The following is a 17107-nucleotide window of genomic DNA, read 5'->3' on the forward strand; positions in this document are numbered from 1 at the left end:
ATCAAATCTGTCTGTTTTTTCCAGTTTTGGCACGCATGGTTTAGTCGTAAAACGTCGAAACTTCGTCCAATCCTGCACGATCCGCATAAAGATTGTTGACAGGATTATCCGGATTTCCATAGCCAAGAGACATGCCGACCAGAACTTCCTGCGTCTCCGGAATATCCAAAAATGTGCCGACCAGATCCGGCCAATTGCGCCACCACCCCTGCGGCGCTGTATGAAGACCGTGTTCCCGGGCGAGCAACATGATGGATTGAAGCAATATACCTATATCCATATATTGCGGCATGCCGAGACGTTTATCCCCCGTTATTATAAGGCCAACAGGCGCTTCGAAAAACTTTATATTCTGCAAAAGCCAAGTTAGGCGTCCCGCTTTATTATCTTTTTCAATCCCCAATAGCGCATACATATCTTCGCCCAATTTATACCGCCAGGATCTGTGTGGCTCCCAAAGAGGGGAAGGATAAGCGGGATAGGTTGGGTCCTCTGTCTCTCCCGCCTGGGCACGCCTGACGCCCTCCTCGGTCATTTTCCGCAAAGTCTCGCCGCGCACGACATGGATTTTCCATGGCTGCAGATTGCCGCCGGACGGACTCCGCATCGCTTTTTCAAGTATGCCTCTCAAAAGCTCATCCGGGACGGGTTTATCCAGAAAGTCGCGGGTGGTGATGCGCGTCTCAAGCGCATCTGTGACGCTGGCCGACTTTCCGGTGTCTAAACTCATTTATTCCGTTCCTTAAACTTACCTATCCAAATCAATAAAAAATAATCGGCCAAACCGACAAGAACGCCAATAATTATCGCAGCAACCAAATTCTCCGATTGCCTGTTAATCAAAAAGGCAAGACCCATTCCAATAATGAGGGCGCCGAATGCTGGGCCTTCCTGAACTTTCATTTCCGATTTCGTCCTCTGAATGTTTTTGATAAAACATATTTCAAGGCCAAATAATCAGAAACACCGATAACGGCCCCAATGGCTGATGAGATCAATGGGCCTAACTCCGTCAAAACAATGAGAGCATAAGCCACGCCGATTGCAAAAATCAGGCCGCTAAAAGCTGCTATCGCGAACGATATCAAAGTGAGCTTATTCTGCAATTATAGCCCCAGCTTCTCACGCAGAACCTTGTTCACTGCTTGCGGATTGGCTTTGCCTTGACTGGCTTTCATCACCTGCCCGACAAAGAAACCGATAAGTTTCGGATTTTCTTTCGCTGCAGCGGCCTGATCCGGGTTATCGTCGATGACCATTTGCACCATGGTTTCAATGGCGCCCATATCCGTCACCTGTTTCAAGCCCTGGGCTTCGATAATTTCGTCTGCCGAACCTTCGCCGTTAAACATACGTTCAAAGACTTGTTTGGCAATCTTACCCGAAATTGTGTCATCCGCGATACGGTCAAGCAATCCACCGAGCATATCGGCTGAAACCGGGCTTTCCTCTAATTCGAGGTCCGCTTTGTTAAGCGCGCCGAACAATTCCACCATCGTCCAGTTGGACGCAATTTTAGCGTCGCGTCCTTTGGCGACGGCTTCGTAAAAGTCTGCTTTCGTCGCATCCGCTGTAAGAATACGGGCGTCATATTCCGGCAGGCCATACTCGGTCATAAAACGGGCTTTACGAGCGTCCGGCATTTCCGGCAGTTCGGATTTGATCCGATCCACAAAGCTCTGCTCAAGTTTGAGCGGAAGAAGATCCGGGTCCGGGAAATAGCGGTAGTCATGGGCATCTTCTTTGGAACGCATAGTACGTGTTTCGCCCTTTATACTGTCAAAGAGACGCGTTTCCTGATCTATTGTACCGCCTGCTTCGATAATTTCGATATGGCGACGCGCCTCATAATTAATGGCCTGTCGGATGAAGCGCATGGAGTTGACGTTTTTAATCTCGCACCGCGTCCCAAGCTCTCCGCCAGGTTTGCGAACCGAGACGTTTACATCAGCGCGTAGATTACCCTTTTCCATATCACCGTCACAGGTGCCAAGCGCCCGGACAATGCCGCGAAGCTTTTCGACATAAGCAGAGGCTTCTTCCGGGGAGCGCATATCCGGCTTGGACACGATTTCCATCAATGCCACACCGCAGCGGTTCAGATCGACATATGTCTCATCCGGCGAAAGGTCATGCACGGATTTCCCGGCGTCCTGCTCCAGATGGAGCCGTTCAATCCCGACGGCCACTTCGTCGCCGACATTGCCGTCCGCATCTATCGGCAAAATGTCAATCTCGCCTTCACCCACCACAGGAAATTCGAATTGGGAAATCTGATAGCCTTGCGGCAGATCGACATAGAAGTAATTCTTGCGGTCAAAGCGTGAGAACAGATTGATTTTTGCGTTCAGGCCCAGACCTGTCTTAACGGCTTGCTCGACGCAAAACTCATTCACCACCGGCAACATGCCCGGCATACCGGCATCGACGAGCGACACCTGACTGTTCGGCTCGGAACCATAAGCGGTCGAAGAGCTCGAGAAGAGTTTAGACTTACTGGCCACTTGGGCATGAACTTCCAGCCCGATAATGACTTCCCAGTCACCCGTTTCGCCTTTGATCCAATCTTTTTTATCCGCAACGCGTTCTGCTGTGAACATATTCAAATCCTACTATTCGATTCAGTGTCAATCGGACTTGTAAAATCGTCTATGTTACGTCCAGTTAACTCATTTAATCTTGCTAACAACATCTGGAATTGTCTGTCTCGTACTTTTTCTCTTCTTTCTTGCCTCAAAATATTGAAGAACAAAGCAACTAAAACAACAATTACTATACCTTCGAACATCACATCCACCATTTTGCAGGCTTGGATTTAAATCCGGCTGCATCTTCTAACGCACTTGCGGCTTTGAAAACTGTTTCTTCATCCAAAGCCCGTCCAATCAATTGAAGGCCGAGCGGCAAACCATTCTTGTCAAGTCCTGCTGGAACAGAGATCCCTGGCAGACCCGCCAAGTTCGTTGTGACCGTAAAGATATCATTCAAATACATTTGAACGGGATCGCTGACTTTTCGTCCAACGGCAAATGCTGCGCTCGGCGCTGTCGGAGTCAGGATCGCATCGCATTTCGCCCACGCATTTTCAAAATCCTGAACGATGCGGGTTCGCACTTTTTGCGCGCGTAAGTAATAGGCATCGTAATATCCGGCAGAGAGCACATAAGTGCCAATCATGATGCGGCGGCGGACTTCCTGGCCAAAGCCCTCTGTCCGCGTGCGTTCATAAGTATCTGCAAGGTTTTCGCCTTCTACGCGAAGGCCATATCGCATACCGTCATATCGCGCGAGATTGGATGAGGCTTCCGCTGGCGCGACCACATAATAGGCCGGCAAGGCGTATTTTGTGTGCGGCAAAGAAATCGGCACGATTTCCGCGCCTGCGGCTTTCATCCACTCTACGCCTTTATCCCAGAGCGCCTGAATTTCTTCGGGCATCCCATCAATCGTATATTCCTTGGGGATGCCGATGCGTAGGCCTTTGATAGACTGTCCGCAAGCCTTTGACCATTTCGGCACATCTACATTTAAGGATGTCGAATCTTTCGGGTCATAACCTGACATGGATTCAAGCAAAATCGCCGCGTCTTTAACCGTCTTGGCAATCGGCCCTGCTTGATCGAGAGAACTGGCAAACGCAACTGTCCCCCAACGGGAGCATCGGCCATAGGTGGGCTTTATCCCGACCGTGCCCGTAAAAGAGGCGGGCTGACGGATTGAGCCGCCCGTATCCGTCGCGGTCGCGCCCAGGCACATATCCGCCGCCACGGCAGAAGCTGAACCGCCTGAAGACCCGCCGGGAACCAGATCCTCGTCCTTACGCCAAGGATTGATAACCGGCCCATAGGCGGAAGTTTCGTTCGAAGAGCCCATAGCAAATTCATCAAGGTTGAGCTTACCGAGCATCACCATGCCGTCGGCTTTCATATTCGCCGTAACGGAGCTTTCATAAGTCGGAGAAAAATCACCGAGAATTTTAGAGCCTGCACAGGTTTTCACGCCTTCGGTGCAGAATAAATCCTTCACCGCCAGAGGCGCGCCTTCAAGTAAACCGACCTCACCTTTTGCCCGGCGCGCATCAGAGGCTTTTGCCTGCTCACGAGCCAGATCATGCGTTTCTGAAATAAAGGCGTTGAGTTTCTTGCCATTTTCACACGCTTTAATATGTGCGTCGGTCAGCTCTACCGAACTGAAATCGCCCTTGGCCATACCTTCCAAAGCATCAAACAGGGAAAGTTGTGTTAAATCGCTCATCGCCCTACTCCACACTTCTCGGGACAACGAAAAAGCCATCATCCTTTTTCGGAGCATTTTTCAAGATGTCCTCGCGCTTGCCGCCATCAGAAATGACATCTTTCCGAAGCGGCGCCGGCATATCCACTGCAGAGGTCATAGGCTCGACCCCTTCGACATCGACTTCGTTTAACTGCTCAATCCACCCCAGAATACCGTTCAAATCATCCGCCAAGGGTTGAAGCTGATCTGTTTCGACATGAAGACGCGACAGCCGCGCAATTTTCTTGACGTCGTCAGCACTGACGCCGTTTTCGGGGTTAGCCATGAAAGCCTCGATATTAGCCCGTCTCCGGGTGTTAAAATTAGTCTGGCGAGTTAGCAGGCACGCCCTCCTATCGCAAGAGTTGTGATTGCGCTGTCTGTGCTTTTTCGCTAGTCCGACCTAACTTTCATCCGTTGTGAATAGCCTGACAACATGGCCAAATTTGATAATGATATCGTAACGCCGAATACACCCCGAATGGGGAATGCGGTGACTCGCTGGATTGGGCAGCTGATTCTCGATGGCATGGGCTGGAGAATTACAGGCCAGCTCCCCAATGAGAAAAAAGTCATCTTGATTGGCGCGCCTCATACCTCAAATTGGGACTTGATAATTGCCATGTCCTGCGTTTTGGCTGTTGGCTTGAAGTTTAACTGGATGATGAAAAAAGAGGCCTTTTTCTGGCCCTTTGGCAGTTTATGGCGGGCGCTTGGCGGCATTCCCATTGACCGCAGCCAGAAAAATGATGTCGTTGCGCAGATTACGGAGTGGTTTGAGAATGAAGATCAATTATGGCTAGGCCTGACACCTGAAGGCACAAGGGCAAAAGTCGAATCTTACAAAAAAGGGTATTTGCGAATGGCCTATGCCACTGGAGCGCCCCTTTATCTCATTGGAATCAAAGCTGATACAAAAGAGATCGTCCTTGATAGGAAGTGGCCACTCTCATTCGATATTGAACAGGATAATCGCAAAACCAAAGCCTATTTCGATAAGACCTTTAACGGTATCAATCCCAAAAATAGCTAGTCACCGGATTCTAAAGTTATGAAATATGATAACCCTCATATGAGCGAGTACTCGCCGCGTATGGGTAATGCTGTCTCGCGCTGGATAGGAAGTATGGGGCTCAAACTTGCCGGGTGGAAGCTGGTCGGGCAAATGCCCGATGTCCCGAAATTTGTCATTGTCGGCGTGCCTCATACCTCAAATTGGGATGCAATTGTGGCATCACTTGCTATGCTCGCTTCGGGTTTCAAATATACTTTCCTGATCAAGAAAGAGTGGTTTTTCTGGCCTATGGGGCCGCTTTTCCGAGCCCTGGGAGGTTATCCGGTAGATCGGGGGAAAGGCAATAACGTGGTTGATCAGGTCGTTGCTCTCTTCGAAAGCGAGGAAAAGGTGTGTATCGGGTTTCCTCCGGAAGGCACGCGCTCAAAAGTTGAAAAATATAAATCAGGCTATCTCCGCGCGGCTTACGCCGCCGATGTGCCTGTTTTCATTTGTGCTTTTGACGGGCCCGGGAAACGCGTTGTCCTAGACCGTCTCTTCCCACTGACAGGCAATCTGAAAAAAGACAATATGGCGCTTAAAGCCTATGTCGATGCCAATTGGGTGGGAATTAACCCTGAGCGGCAATAACGGCAAAAGATGAATTCTCCGACCCATTCCCTTCTCGCTCTCGCCTTGCTTTCTAAAAAAGGGCAGACAAAACGAAATTGGGCGGTATTTATCGGTTCGGTTGTTCCGGATTTGGCCATTTACCTCTGGGCGCCCTATCAACGATTTGTAAATGGAGTCTCCGGCGCGGAAATGTGGCGCGAGCTTTATTTCCAGCCGCCAATGCAAAACTTGATCGCATTTTTCAATTCCATTCCAATTTATCTCGCTCTCGCTTTGATCGGCTGGTTATCAAGGGCAAAAACCTTCGGGAAAGTTCTTCTGTTTTTTGCTCTGGCGGCGCTTATTCATATGGCAACGGACATGCCCGTCCATTCGGAAGACGCTTATCGTCATTTCTGGCCGCTTACAGATTGGAGATTTTATTCACCTTTATCCTATTGGGATTTGTCTCATCATGCGGGCTGGGTCAGTGTCTTCGAAGCTATAATTGCGCTTGTCAGTATAATTATTTTGTGGAAGCGTTTTCCAAAGCTCTGGGTAAAACTTCTGCTCAGCATATTGGCTCTGTTCTATATCGCATTTCAAGTCATGATGATTGTAGCGCACCTCCAGATTTCAGGCTAAGCGCCCGCTATGGCATTTATCACTCTAGAAGATTTAGCCGATACCCAAGGCGCATTGCTCGGCGTTGACCCCGGCACGAAAACATTCGGTCTTTCGATCAGTGACCGGACCCGATTAATCTCCACGCCTCTGCTGACAATTCAGCGAACCAAATTTTCCGTAGACGGCGTGTCCCTTTTGAAGATTTTTCACGAGAATGAGTGTGCGGCGCTTGTTGTTGGCTTGCCTATAAATATGGACGGCAGTCGAGGTCCGCGGGCCCAATCCGTTCAGGACTTCTGTATCAACCTCATGAAAGTTGACGATATTCCCATTTTTCTTTGGGATGAACGCCTCTCAACCATGGCAGTCACCCGCACCATGCTCTCCGATGACATGTCCCGCGCCAAACGGGCTAAAAATGTCGATAAAATGGCCTCTGCCTATATTTTACAAGGTGTGCTGGATCGCCTGCGTCGATGAGTTAGACTTTGACTCTTTTTTGAGCGCGCCGTAAGACCACAAAAATCGTGAGAAGGGCTCTATGTCTTTGGCCGCAGACGACACAATTTTGGGACAGGCAACCCGCGACTATCCGTTTACCAAACGGCATTGTCTTTCCGTTTCCGACTTTCACCGCGTTGATATTGAAAACCTGTTGCGCCTGGGCGAGCATTATCTGAATTTGGACGTTCAGAAATCCCCTGACCGATCCGTATTATCTGGCAAAACGCTTATCAATCTGTTTTTTGAAAACTCCACGCGGACGGAAAAAAGTTTTGAATTAGCCGGGAAGCGGCTTGGAGCCGATGTTATCTCCATGCAGGTCGCCAGTTCGTCCATCAAAAAAGGCGAAACGCTTCTCGATACAGCCGCGACCCTTAATGCGATGAATCCTGACCTGCTTGTTATCCGGCACAGCGCTTCCGGCGCCCCGTCTCTCCTCGCGCAAAAAGTGGGCTGCTCTGTCATCAATGCTGGAGATGGAATGCACGCCCATCCTACACAGGCGCTGCTAGATGCCCTCACCCTTCGACAAGCTTTTCCGGAAGGGCTCGACGGTCTGCGTATCGCTATTTGCGGCGACATTCTTCACTCCCGCGTTGCCCGTTCTGATGTGGCCCTGTTCAATATGTTGGGTGCGGAAGTCCGTCTCGTCGGACCGCCAACCCTTGTCCCTCTGGATGCGGATATGTGGGGCGCGGAAGTCTTTCACGATATGGAAACCGGGCTTCAGGGATGCGATGTGGTGATGATGCTTCGATTGCAACTTGAGCGCATGAGCGGGGCCTTCGTCCCGTCCAAACGAGAATATTTTCATTATTACGGACTAGACCGCAAAAAACTGGACTTTGCCAAAGCCAATGCTTTCGTGATGCATCCCGGCCCAATGAACCGCGGCGTCGAAATTAGCTCGGAGATGGCGGATGACCCTGAAGTCAGTTTGATCACACGGCAAGTCGAATCCGGCGTCGCGATGCGAATGGCTATTCTGCACGCCTTGGCAGAAGCCCAGCCGGTGAATAACGGGGCCGTATCATGAGCGCCCTGTCAATTATAAATGCCCGCCTTATAGATCCGGGCTCTGGCCGCGACGAAGAAGGCGGTCTTATCTGTGAAGACGGCAAGATTATAGAATTGGGCGACATCATTCCACGCGGCGACATAGTTGATGCTCGTGGCCACATCTTGGCGCCGGGTTTGATTGATATGAGAGTGCGAACGGGTGAGCCAGGCCTGGAAAATCGGGAAACACTCTTAACTGCGTCCAAGGCGGCCGTCGCGGGCGGCGTGACCTCGATTGTTCTCATGCCTGAAACCGATCCAGTGATAGATGACATTTCCCTAGTGGATTATCTTATCCGCAAAGGGATGGACCTGCCCGTTGATATTCATATTGCCGGGGCCTTAACAAAGAAGCTGGACGGCAAAAGCCTTACTGAAATTGGACTTATGCGAGAAGCAGGCGCCGTACTGTTTTCCAATGGCTCAGAGCCTATCCGAGACGCCCAAACAATGCGCCGCCTCATGTCTTACGCGGCCAATTTTAACGCCCTGATTGCCAATCGGGCTGTCGAGCCCAGCTTGTCAGAGGGAACCGTTGCGCATGAAAGCAATTTGTCTTCTCGTCTCGGATTAAACGCTGCACCAGCCATATCGGAGCGCATCATGGCGGAACGAGACATTGCCTTGGCTGAACTGACGGGCGGGAGGCTTTTAATTGACCTCATTTCCTCCAAAGATGCGCTTGAAGCCGTCAAAACCGCCAAAGCCAAGGATCTGGATGTTTATTCTTCCGTTTCCATCAATCACCTTTGTTTGAACGAAGTGGATATTGGAGATTACCGCAGTTTCGCCAAGCTTGACCCGCCTCTTCGCGAAGAAAGCGACCGTTTAGCGCTTATAGAAGGCGTCAATCGAGGCGAGATCGATGTCATTGTCTCGGATCACGACCCACGGCCAGCTGGCGAAAAACGCCTCCCCTATTCCGAGGCCGCTCCCGGCGCGGTTGGACTGGAACTGTTACTTGCCGCGGGGCTTTCGCAAGTAGCTGAAGGTCATCTGGATTTAATAGCGTTTCTGGCCGCAGTAACATGTCATCCAGCAGAACTGCTGGGACTCGAGACGGGACGGCTCCAACAAGGCGCGCCGGCAAACCTCGTTCTTATCGACGCCAATAAACCCTGGGTCTGTGAAAGTAGCCAATTAAAGAGCCGATCAAAGAATACACCCTTTGACGGAAGGCGTTTGACAGGTCGGGCCGTTAAAACGTTTTATCAGGGACGTGAAGTTTTCAGCCTCTAATCTTTCAAGTTACGAAGAGGTGGCACCGGGCTTCGTAACGCCAGCCTTTTCAAGTTCTTTCGGCATTTGGCCGGTTAGAAAACAGAAAAACATCTTAAAATCACTGATAAATGACCAGAATGGATAGGTGAAAGTCGCAGGCCGGTTCTTCTCGACGGTCGCATGGCTCATCCAGGCAAAGAAATACCCAGCGACAAGCATAAGGGGTAACATCCACCAACGGGCGGTAAATATCGCAAAAACCAAAATTCCAAGTCCGATCGCGGTCCCGACATAATGCCAGCCCCGGGTTGCGGGTTTGGAGTGTTCACGCAAATAAAAGGGCCAAAACTCTGAATATGTCTTAATAGCTTTCATGGGCTTCACTCCTAAAATCAGTTTTTAAGAATAGCACGACTTACGTCACTTGGCTATTCACAGGAAACGAGGTGAATCAAAACTAAACTTTCTGACTTATTTTAAGAAATTCTTTACCTTGGTCATTAATAAAGAAGTTGTCTCCCACGAGACAACCCAATTTTCACCTAATACCTTCGGGAGCCTCTGCGCTCCCTTTTTTTTCGACTACAACACAACAGAGAAGAAATATCAGCTAATGTGATATTTCTCGCATTTTTATCGAAAATCAGACTTGTCTGTTGACCCAATATACTGTTACAGAGCGCGCCTACCGAGACTGGTGATCCGCAATAGCTCAGTTGGTAGAGCAGCTGACTGTTAATCAGCTTGTCGCAGGTTCGAGTCCTGCTTGCGGAGCCATCCTTTCCCCCTCATTCCAAAAATTAACCTTGCGACCAGCAGCGGACGTTTCTGTCATTTCGGGGCGCGGAGCGAACCCGGAAGGCCGAGGGGTTGTGAGCCCTCCCTGCAACTTCGTCATTGCAAGACCCCGTTCTTGCAATCCATCTGCTACCGTTCACAGCGAATAAGAAGGTGGCAATTTTGGTGATATTTGAGGACATGGTGACCCCCTGGACACGTTCAATGAATGGTAAGCTTAGGGAGATGGATTACAAGAACAAGTCTTGTAATGACGGTATTGATTAGAGCATCACCCAAGCGCTCTGTCCCACTGCCCATCTTGGGGTCAGCCTTTGCGTTCGTCCTTGAATAAAATGGACTGCCCGCGTGGTGATCTCCGCGATGGAGACCAAGGGGAATATGTTTTACGCGGCTCTCACCACGCGGCGGCGGTTTATATCGCAGCGGCCTTGTAGCGATCCTCCTGTGTCGGAGGTCGTCCGCAGTCTAAGGTCTCGGTCTCTCTCCGATCGTCTGGAGAAGAGGTTAGAGCCTCGAGCGTCAGGCACGCGCCTTGATAGACCCGGATCCGTCCCCCGCCGTCGCAAGGGCCTCTCAGTCCCACCGTCCGTAACACCAACACGCCACGCTAGCACGCCTGTCCGTGTGTCCGGAACAATTTTGTTTGACCGAAACAGAAATCGATAAAATCGATTTCCGGTTCAATCAAAATTGTCAGAGCCGGGGCAACGCCCCGTCAAAAACAACATCTAAAACATAGCTTGCTTTGGACGGGTGGGGACGCATCTCTGAAAGAAAATTATAAGTCGCTGCAATAATTGGATAATTTAGTGGGCCGAACACCACTTAACTGCGGATTAAGTTTCACGAGGCGAAAAAAGAGTTTCGCCGTGAGCGGCATCCGCCGCGAGGAAGTTCTTTTGGGGATATCTTGTCCCACGCCTAATTTGACACTTTTTCTTCAACTTTCTCATTTTCTTAATCAAAACTAATCGCCCCAACCGATAAAATAGTTCCTTCAAGATTTATTGTTATATTTATCGCCAAGCCATCAAAATTAATGTCCATTTGGACATCGCCATCCTGGTAGATAATTTGATCATCACAAGTAAATTTTGCTTTCTCCAATCCAAACCGATTCACGATTTCTACAATAGCTAAGGCAAGGTGTTTTCCTATAATGTTAGTTTCAACAACGAAGGTCTGACGGCATCTAACTGAGTCAATAATGCCATGTGTAACGCAGAGAGAGAATGCTTCATCTCTACTAGTGAAGGAATGAGTAATTTCTTCACCAGATCTCATACTTAGGTCATTTTCAACGTAGTGCTTTTCAAAAAAATTCGGAAAGTCATCAACCTTCGAATTTAATAAATATGGTCCCACTTTTTTGCCCGGTTTCCACCATGTCATCGTTTTCTAGTCCTAGAGTATTCAACAACTTTTTTAGCTTTATCAGCATTTTTCTTTATATTTTGAACCTTTGCGTTTATTTTTCTTTTTGAAGTCTATCGCACTTTTTACTTGTCAATTTAAGTTACCTATTTTCTTTTCCGCAGCAGTCCGGTTACGGTCGTCGCGCCCCCGTTCAGAGAGCCGGAGACCCCCGTGGGCTGATCACGGTCATGATAAAGTCCATTATTTCAAAACTATGGCACTCTGAAAATGCGCTTATTTTAGCAAAGCCAACCCATATTGCGCCCGGGGATGGAAAACGGGGCTGATTTTGTTGGCTTTTTCAAATAGAAGTTTGGCGAGATCGATTTCATTTTGACTCAACGCTATAAATGCGCCGTCCGTTAGGAAGTCTGCTGCGCGGTCAGACTCGATATTGTCCAGGGCTTTGATATAATCACCCTCAAGCAGCAGAGCCAATCGGTAATTGTTGTTAAATCGAGGCTCTTCAGGGGCAGCGTTTTGCGCACGGAAGAGGAGCGATGCGGCACGTTTCGTATTCCCCTGTTTTAACTCCAGCATTCCAAGATTATTCAAAAAAACGCCAGGGTTTTGACCGAGGGTTTCAGCTTTTCGATAAGCCAGTCTGGCTGCCGAATAGTTACCGTTTTCCACCAGGGTTTTGGCATAGAGATTAAACAATCTGGGATCAGGCGTATTTTCAACCGCCGTTTTCAGAAACGGTTCTCTGGCTTTGGTTTTCATGTTCAAAGCCTCAGCCAGTATCTCAATACGTTTTAAAGCTTTGGACTGAACGGGAGACGCCTCCAAAAGTTCAAGCGCGGCTTCGGGGCGAGACAAGGCAATATAAGTCTCTGCTAGTCCCGTAACGGCGGATTCCAGCGTGGGGTCGTATTTCACAATAAGAGAAAACAAACGAACGGCTTTTTGATAATCCTGAAGTTCATAAAGTTTTTTCGCTTCAATGAGTGTTTGCAAGAGCCCTAACTCATCGGTGGAATTGCTTTCATAGGCTCTGATTTCAGGCGCAGGGTTTCCGATCTCTGATGCGTGAGAGACGGGAAAGGGCGCCATAAGGGCGGCGATTAAGATGAAAATAAACCTCATCATATCAGCCCAAGGATTCCATGAGACGAATGGCAGCCGGTACAAGCAATAGCACCATGATTGTGGGGAAAATAAAGAGTATCAAAGGCACTGTTAATTTTGCGGATAAAGCCATCGCTTTTTCTTCCGCTTTGAGCATTCTTTTCGCCCGCATATCTTCTGAAAAGGTTCGCAGCGCCGCGCCGATAGAGCTGCCCATATCTTCAGCCTGTTTCAGCATAATGGCCAGAGCTTTTGCTTCATCCAAATCAATTCTTTCGGCAAAGTTTACCATTGCTTCATGGCGCAACCGCCCCGCCCTCAACTCGAGGTTCATAATTTCCACGTTTACTTTCAGGGCCGGGTAGCGTTCGCCAATTTCATGACTGACTCTTATCAAGGCCGCATCGAGTCCCAATCCGGCTTCGATACATGCGACGAGTAGGTCCATCATATCCGGAAACCCTTTTCGGCATTGATCCGTGCGTTTTCCTTTCTTCCAGCGTAGAAAATAAACGGGTCCCATCAGACCTGCCAAAGCCACGATTGACGCAATGACAAACACCCCCTGCACTCCAAGTTTTGCAGAAAGAAAGCCCCAGCTTCCCAAAATCAAAAATTGAGGGACAAAAAGGCATATGGCTCGAATTGCTATAAATTTTTTGACGACATTAGGGTCGTAATAGCCCGCTTGGGAAAGTTGAAAGCGTAGTCGCGTAATGTTTTCAGCTTTTGGAAGTGTTAAGTGCCCTCCCAATTGGGTCAAAAGACTATGTTTGGCTTGTCTGACTTGTGGGCCAGATATGTCACTCGACCCTCCGGCGGTTAAGCGGCGCTCAATGCGCTTATTGTGAGATAATGCACTCCGGACAGCAAAAGCAATAAGCGAGAGTGAAATGATAAGAAATCCACTGGCAACTACTATCGTAAAAACATTGAAAGATGTTGAGAAACTCATGACATACACACGTTAAATTTTGAAATTTATCATTTTGCGCATGACCAAATTCCCAATAACCATCCAGATAAAAACGCCCCAGAGAGAATAAGTTAGAATCGGATTGCCTTCGACATCACCGTAAAATTCCGGTGCAAATTGACGGACCCCCAAGAACATCAATAAGGGGGCCGCATTCAGGATAAGCGCCGACATTCGCCCCTCGGCAGACGCCGCTTTAATCTTGAGGCGCATCCGCTGGCGGTCTCGGATTGTCTTGGCGTTAGAAGCCAGCAGTTCCGCAAGGTTACCCCCCGTTTTTTCCTGCAACCGGATCATCGCGGAAAATAATTCAAAATCTTCATGACCCACCCGTTCTGATAAGCGTTGGACGGCGGCCGATATCGTTGAACCAAAAGAAATTTCATCACTTGCTATTCCAAATTCGGATCCGATTGGATCTGGCATCTCCCGGGCGACGAGTGACATCGCAACCGGGACGGGGTGGCCCGCCCCTAAAGAGCGAATAATGACGTCTAGGGCTTCCGGTAACTGAGTGACGGCTTTGTTTCGCCGACGCTTAACAAGGAACTTCAAAATAAAGATTGGAGCAAGAAACCCAAGAAGCAATCCACCCACGGCCCAAATCATTGTTCCTTTTAACACCCAGAATACAGCAAATCCCGCCAGGGCAAGTCCGCCCATAACAATGTAAATGCCAAATCTTCCAAGCGGCAGACCTGACTGAAGAACCAATCGCCCTATCCAGAGCATGAAAACTTTCATTTGATCATCTTCATTCAACCCACGGGAGCGTTTCATTTTAGCCATGACATTAAACTGTGAGTCTTGGCTATTCATTCGCCGTAGTCGTTCATTTGCATGCTTGACTTTGACCGTGGCCTGACGACCGACTCCAATAAAAACCTGGAGCGCTAGAAAACCTGCAAAAAATACAAGACCATAGATCAAGAGTGTGGGTGAAAATGACATCAACCAACACGCTCTTTAATTGTTTTCTCTGTAACAGACCCGGACGGCAGGACACGGGGTTCGAACAATCCGCTTGGCAGGGGAATGTTTCGACACACAATCTCATCCAGACATTGCGGGCGAATACCGGTTGAACGAAATTCTCCAATTACTTCATGTTTTGGGCCCGTGCCGGTACGAGTATAATTAAAGATTTCCTGCATCTGAATAATAGCGCCTTCCATTCCGGTAACTTCGGCAATGGAGGTTATTTTACGTTGTCCATCCGACAATCTCTGCGCTTGCACTATCAACCCTACGGCAGACGCAATCTGGCCGGCGACGGCTTCCGGCGTGATTTTCATATCACCCATCGCCACCATTTGCTCCAGGCGCGTAATCGCATCTCTGGGCGTATTGGCGTGAAGGGTCGCCATAGACCCTTCGTGTCCTGTATTCATGGCTTGGAGCATATCAAAAGCTTCTTCACCTCTGACCTCGCCCAAAATAACTCTGTCGGGGCGCATCCGCAGGGCATTTTTCACCAGACCGCGCTGGCGGATTTCTCCCTTTCCTTCAATATTGGGCGGGCGGGTTTCCATACGGGCCACATGGGGTTGCTGCAGTTGAAGTTCTGCTGCGTCTTCAATCGTAATAAGTCGTTCCTTATGAGAAATTGACTGGCTGAGTGCATTAAGCAATGTGGTCTTCCCAGATCCGGTTCCGCCGGAGATTAATATCGTGACACGCGCTTTACAGGCCGCCCAAAGAAACTGAGCCACCTCATCCGGAATGGCTCCAAATTCCACCAACTTGTCCAGCGTGAGTGGACTTTTTGAGAATTTTCGGATCGAGACAAGAGGGCCGTCAACCGCAATAGGCGCGATGGCGACATTCACCCGGCTACCGTCCAAAAGGCGGGCATCACAAAGGGGCTGACTCTCATCGACACGCCGTCCGACCTGCGCCACAATCCGGTTAATTATCCTGAGAAGGTGAGGCTCCGAAGCAAATTGAACCTCCGACATTTCAAGCTCTCCGCCAACTTCGATATAAACTTGTTGATGGCCATTTATCAAAATATCTGAGATGGATTCATCGGACAAAAGGGGCTCCAATGGCCCTAATCCGGTCATTTCGTCAAAGATGCCATTGGCGAGAACGCTCAATTCTTCCTTGTTAAGTTTAAGCTTTTCTTCCGCTGCCAGAGTTTTGACAATCTCGACAACTTTACTCTTATTCGGCGTTCCGTCTGAATCATCCAGAGAGGCTAAATCAAATTCATCAATTAAACGGCTATGAAGTTTCAGCTTAATGTCAATTAAGGGATCACGAGACTTCTTTTCCGGTTTTGGCTCGACCGTCTTAACCCGTTCCTTGTCTACAGCGTCAGAAACGCCTTCAATCAGGGATTCAGGTCCCAAATCTGATACCGGAGCCTGAAAACTTTTAGGCTGTTCTTGTTTCAAAAATGTTGAAAAACGTCCCATAGTGACCCGATACCTCAAACGAAAAATTCGTGATATCCGTCATAGAACAGAGACTTAAAATTGGCGTTAGCCGATAAGGTTAAGTGCAGTTTAACTAGGCCGTATTTTTCAACTCTTTCACTTCTGCATCTTGGTATATATCAGAGCGGACAAAAATGTCTTCGATCAGTTTCCGGCAGTCCTTTGAATATCGGCTTCCCTTACGTATATGACCCACCGGTTCTCCGCAATTGACCGCCGCGTTCACATTTTGAGGGTCATTACATACAGTCCCGAATACATCACATTGCAGTGCCTTTCTAGCGTCAGGCAAACGTAAATTGCTCCCAAGAGCCCGCCTTTCATATTGGCTCAAAATTATATCACAGGATTTCTTATTTTGTAGCATTTCGCCAATTTGAGTGCGTTTATTTCGAGCAGAATACAGACAGGGAATTGTTGGTTCTGTCAAAAGTCCAACAAAGTCCGACCCTCCCAACGCGGCCAAACTCCATCCCTGCCATTGAACAGGCAGATCAAGAATAATATGAGGGAACATTTCACAAGCTGCTTCCAACAATTTGACAACGGCATAAGGGTTTATTTGAGAGTTCGCGCCAATCATATTGGGGGTCGCCAGGACAGAAATACCGCTTTTGTGAGAAGACATCAGAGAACGGGTCAAGTCGGCATCTATCCTTGTTGTATCCTGAGATAAATCCTCGAGACGCAGGCCTGGCTCAATATCCAGATGATGAATTACGCTTCCGGTTTCAAAGTCTAAATCGATCAGACAGACATGCTCCGAGCCGGTCCGTTCAGATTGGCCGCGCGGCGCAGAGTGATTTTTTGCCAGATGATAAGCCGTTTCTACAGCCAAGCTTGTGGTTCCGCACCCACCCCTTGCTCCCATAAACGTCCAGCATTGAGGCTTTATACTTTCAGATCTCTTTTTAGATAGAACTTTTTCAGCTTTCATACCGCCATCTGAATGCTCTTCAGTATTTAAATCGGTTTGGACATCACAATTCTGAACTTTCTCCTTCTGCCATAAATCACAGGGAGGAATTATCAGCGAGTCTTTTGCCTCTTTGGAATTCTCCTCCTCCCAAACTTCGCGTGGGTCATCTTTTCTTCTAGCAAATATCTTCATAA

General features: G+C 48.8%; 19 protein-coding genes and 1 tRNA gene. 8 read left to right on the plus strand and 12 right to left on the minus strand.

What is annotated here, in order from left to right; genetic code table 11:
* Nucleotides 1–40: 40 nt before the first annotated feature.
* From ACN0IC_RS02360 to gatC, 5 genes are all read right to left on the minus strand, one after another.
* Nucleotides 41–730 (minus strand): nitroreductase, encoded by a 690-nt coding sequence (locus tag ACN0IC_RS02360; RefSeq protein ID WP_416877153.1) that lies wholly within the window; start codon nucleotides 728–730, stop codon nucleotides 41–43.
* Nucleotides 727–903, minus strand: coding sequence for a hypothetical protein (locus ACN0IC_RS02365; protein ID WP_416877154.1), 177 nt, complete (start codon nucleotides 901–903; stop codon nucleotides 727–729). The genes ACN0IC_RS02360 and ACN0IC_RS02365 overlap by 4 nt, the downstream gene beginning before the upstream one ends.
* Nucleotides 904–1106: 203 nt before the next feature.
* Nucleotides 1107–2600: an Asp-tRNA(Asn)/Glu-tRNA(Gln) amidotransferase subunit GatB gene (gene gatB / locus ACN0IC_RS02370; protein ID WP_416877155.1), complete on the minus strand. Its 1494-nt coding sequence runs from the start codon at nucleotides 2598–2600 to the stop codon at nucleotides 1107–1109.
* 187 nt (nucleotides 2601–2787) lie between these two features.
* A complete protein-coding gene (gene gatA, locus ACN0IC_RS02375) occupies nucleotides 2788–4254 on the minus strand; it encodes an Asp-tRNA(Asn)/Glu-tRNA(Gln) amidotransferase subunit GatA (protein WP_416877156.1) in 1467 nt (488 codons plus the stop codon).
* A gap of 4 nt (nucleotides 4255–4258) precedes the next feature.
* Nucleotides 4259–4561, minus strand: a complete 303-nt coding sequence (gene gatC / locus ACN0IC_RS02380; protein WP_416877157.1) for an Asp-tRNA(Asn)/Glu-tRNA(Gln) amidotransferase subunit GatC — start codon at nucleotides 4559–4561, stop codon at nucleotides 4259–4261.
* 150 nt (nucleotides 4562–4711) lie between these two features.
* Between gatC and ACN0IC_RS02385 the strand changes: the two genes are divergently transcribed.
* The 6 genes from ACN0IC_RS02385 to pyrC all read left to right on the plus strand — a co-directional run bounded on the left by ACN0IC_RS02385 (nucleotide 4712) and on the right by pyrC (nucleotide 9310).
* Nucleotides 4712–5308 carry a 1-acyl-sn-glycerol-3-phosphate acyltransferase gene (locus tag ACN0IC_RS02385; RefSeq protein ID WP_416877158.1) on the plus strand — a complete coding sequence of 199 codons (597 nt, stop codon included), beginning with the start codon at nucleotides 4712–4714 and terminating at the stop codon, nucleotides 5306–5308.
* A gap of 18 nt (nucleotides 5309–5326) precedes the next feature.
* Entirely contained in the window at nucleotides 5327–5920 is a 594-nt protein-coding gene (locus ACN0IC_RS02390; protein ID WP_416877159.1) for a 1-acyl-sn-glycerol-3-phosphate acyltransferase, read from the plus strand.
* A 9-nt stretch (nucleotides 5921–5929) separates the two neighbouring features.
* Nucleotides 5930–6526, plus strand: coding sequence for a hypothetical protein (locus ACN0IC_RS02395; RefSeq protein ID WP_416877160.1), 597 nt, complete (start codon nucleotides 5930–5932; stop codon nucleotides 6524–6526).
* 9 nt (nucleotides 6527–6535) lie between these two features.
* A complete protein-coding gene (ruvX, locus tag ACN0IC_RS02400; RefSeq protein ID WP_416877161.1) occupies nucleotides 6536–6988 on the plus strand; it encodes a Holliday junction resolvase RuvX in 453 nt (150 codons plus the stop codon).
* Nucleotides 6989–7049: 61 nt separating this feature from the next.
* Nucleotides 7050–8048 (plus strand): aspartate carbamoyltransferase catalytic subunit, encoded by a 999-nt coding sequence (locus ACN0IC_RS02405; RefSeq protein WP_416877162.1) that lies wholly within the window; start codon nucleotides 7050–7052, stop codon nucleotides 8046–8048.
* Complete coding sequence (pyrC, locus tag ACN0IC_RS02410; RefSeq protein ID WP_416877163.1) at nucleotides 8045–9310, plus strand: dihydroorotase; 1266 nt, start codon at nucleotides 8045–8047, stop codon at nucleotides 9308–9310. The genes ACN0IC_RS02405 and pyrC overlap by 4 nt, the downstream gene beginning before the upstream one ends.
* Nucleotides 9311–9319: 9 nt before the next feature.
* On the opposite strand, the gene ACN0IC_RS02415 is transcribed toward pyrC, so the two are convergent.
* The gene (locus ACN0IC_RS02415; protein WP_416877164.1) at nucleotides 9320–9667 is read right to left on the minus strand and encodes an Mpo1-like protein; all 348 of its coding nucleotides are present in this window, start codon (nucleotides 9665–9667) and stop codon (nucleotides 9320–9322) included.
* 326 nt (nucleotides 9668–9993) lie between these two features.
* Here ACN0IC_RS02415 and ACN0IC_RS02420 point away from each other — a divergent pair.
* Nucleotides 9994–10069: transfer RNA gene (locus ACN0IC_RS02420), tRNA-Asn, on the plus strand.
* Between the two features lie 335 nt (nucleotides 10070–10404).
* On the plus strand, nucleotides 10405–10527 hold the full coding sequence (locus ACN0IC_RS02425) for a hypothetical protein (RefSeq protein WP_416877165.1): 123 nt from the start codon (nucleotides 10405–10407) through the stop codon (nucleotides 10525–10527).
* Nucleotides 10528–11050: 523 nt separating this feature from the next.
* Here ACN0IC_RS02425 and ACN0IC_RS02430 read toward each other — a convergent pair.
* The 6 genes from ACN0IC_RS02430 to ACN0IC_RS02455 all read right to left on the minus strand — a co-directional run bounded on the left by ACN0IC_RS02430 (nucleotide 11051) and on the right by ACN0IC_RS02455 (nucleotide 17105).
* A complete protein-coding gene (locus ACN0IC_RS02430; protein WP_416877166.1) occupies nucleotides 11051–11485 on the minus strand; it encodes a hypothetical protein in 435 nt (144 codons plus the stop codon).
* Between the two features lie 258 nt (nucleotides 11486–11743).
* Nucleotides 11744–12598 (minus strand): tetratricopeptide repeat protein, encoded by an 855-nt coding sequence (locus tag ACN0IC_RS02435; protein ID WP_416877167.1) that lies wholly within the window; start codon nucleotides 12596–12598, stop codon nucleotides 11744–11746.
* Between the two features lies 1 nt (nucleotide 12599).
* Complete coding sequence (locus tag ACN0IC_RS02440; protein WP_416877168.1) at nucleotides 12600–13532, minus strand: type II secretion system F family protein; 933 nt, start codon at nucleotides 13530–13532, stop codon at nucleotides 12600–12602.
* 12 nt (nucleotides 13533–13544) lie between these two features.
* Nucleotides 13545–14504: a type II secretion system F family protein gene (locus ACN0IC_RS02445; protein ID WP_416877169.1), complete on the minus strand. Its 960-nt coding sequence runs from the start codon at nucleotides 14502–14504 to the stop codon at nucleotides 13545–13547.
* Nucleotides 14504–15973 (minus strand): CpaF family protein, encoded by a 1470-nt coding sequence (locus ACN0IC_RS02450; RefSeq protein WP_416877170.1) that lies wholly within the window; start codon nucleotides 15971–15973, stop codon nucleotides 14504–14506. Before ACN0IC_RS02450 ends, ACN0IC_RS02445 begins: the two co-directional genes overlap by 1 nt.
* Nucleotides 15974–16067: 94 nt before the next feature.
* Nucleotides 16068–17105, minus strand: a complete 1038-nt coding sequence (locus ACN0IC_RS02455; protein ID WP_416877171.1) for an AAA family ATPase — start codon at nucleotides 17103–17105, stop codon at nucleotides 16068–16070.
* Nucleotides 17106–17107 lie beyond the last annotated feature (2 nt).

It is taken from the genome of Litorimonas sp., from assembly GCA_029936425.1.
In the GTDB taxonomy this organism is placed as follows: domain Bacteria; phylum Pseudomonadota; class Alphaproteobacteria; order Caulobacterales; family Maricaulaceae; genus Litorimonas.

Coding starts and splice junctions, on each gene's coding strand:
- ACN0IC_RS02365 (WP_416877154.1), bottom strand. CDS start 903: ATGAAAGTTCAGGAAGGCCCAGCATTCGGCGCCCTCATTATTGGAATG.
- ACN0IC_RS02415 (WP_416877164.1), bottom strand. CDS start 9,667: ATGAAAGCTATTAAGACATATTCAGAGTTTTGGCCCTTTTATTTGCGT.
- ACN0IC_RS02430 (WP_416877166.1), bottom strand. CDS start 11,485: ATGACATGGTGGAAACCGGGCAAAAAAGTGGGACCATATTTATTAAAT.
- ACN0IC_RS02405 (WP_416877162.1), top strand. CDS start 7,050: ATGTCTTTGGCCGCAGACGACACAATTTTGGGACAGGCAACCCGCGAC.
- gatA (WP_416877156.1), bottom strand. CDS start 4,254: ATGAGCGATTTAACACAACTTTCCCTGTTTGATGCTTTGGAAGGTATG.
- ACN0IC_RS02445 (WP_416877169.1), bottom strand. CDS start 14,504: ATGTCATTTTCACCCACACTCTTGATCTATGGTCTTGTATTTTTTGCA.
- ACN0IC_RS02360 (WP_416877153.1), bottom strand. CDS start 730: ATGAGTTTAGACACCGGAAAGTCGGCCAGCGTCACAGATGCGCTTGAG.
- ACN0IC_RS02385 (WP_416877158.1), top strand. CDS start 4,712: ATGGCCAAATTTGATAATGATATCGTAACGCCGAATACACCCCGAATG.
- pyrC (WP_416877163.1), top strand. CDS start 8,045: ATGAGCGCCCTGTCAATTATAAATGCCCGCCTTATAGATCCGGGCTCT.
- ACN0IC_RS02395 (WP_416877160.1), top strand. CDS start 5,930: ATGAATTCTCCGACCCATTCCCTTCTCGCTCTCGCCTTGCTTTCTAAA.
- ruvX (WP_416877161.1), top strand. CDS start 6,536: ATGGCATTTATCACTCTAGAAGATTTAGCCGATACCCAAGGCGCATTG.
- ACN0IC_RS02390 (WP_416877159.1), top strand. CDS start 5,327: ATGAAATATGATAACCCTCATATGAGCGAGTACTCGCCGCGTATGGGT.
- ACN0IC_RS02455 (WP_416877171.1), bottom strand. CDS start 17,105: ATGAAGATATTTGCTAGAAGAAAAGATGACCCACGCGAAGTTTGGGAG.
- ACN0IC_RS02450 (WP_416877170.1), bottom strand. CDS start 15,973: ATGGGACGTTTTTCAACATTTTTGAAACAAGAACAGCCTAAAAGTTTT.
- ACN0IC_RS02435 (WP_416877167.1), bottom strand. CDS start 12,598: ATGATGAGGTTTATTTTCATCTTAATCGCCGCCCTTATGGCGCCCTTT.
- gatC (WP_416877157.1), bottom strand. CDS start 4,561: ATGGCTAACCCCGAAAACGGCGTCAGTGCTGACGACGTCAAGAAAATT.
- gatB (WP_416877155.1), bottom strand. CDS start 2,600: ATGTTCACAGCAGAACGCGTTGCGGATAAAAAAGATTGGATCAAAGGC.
- ACN0IC_RS02440 (WP_416877168.1), bottom strand. CDS start 13,532: ATGAGTTTCTCAACATCTTTCAATGTTTTTACGATAGTAGTTGCCAGT.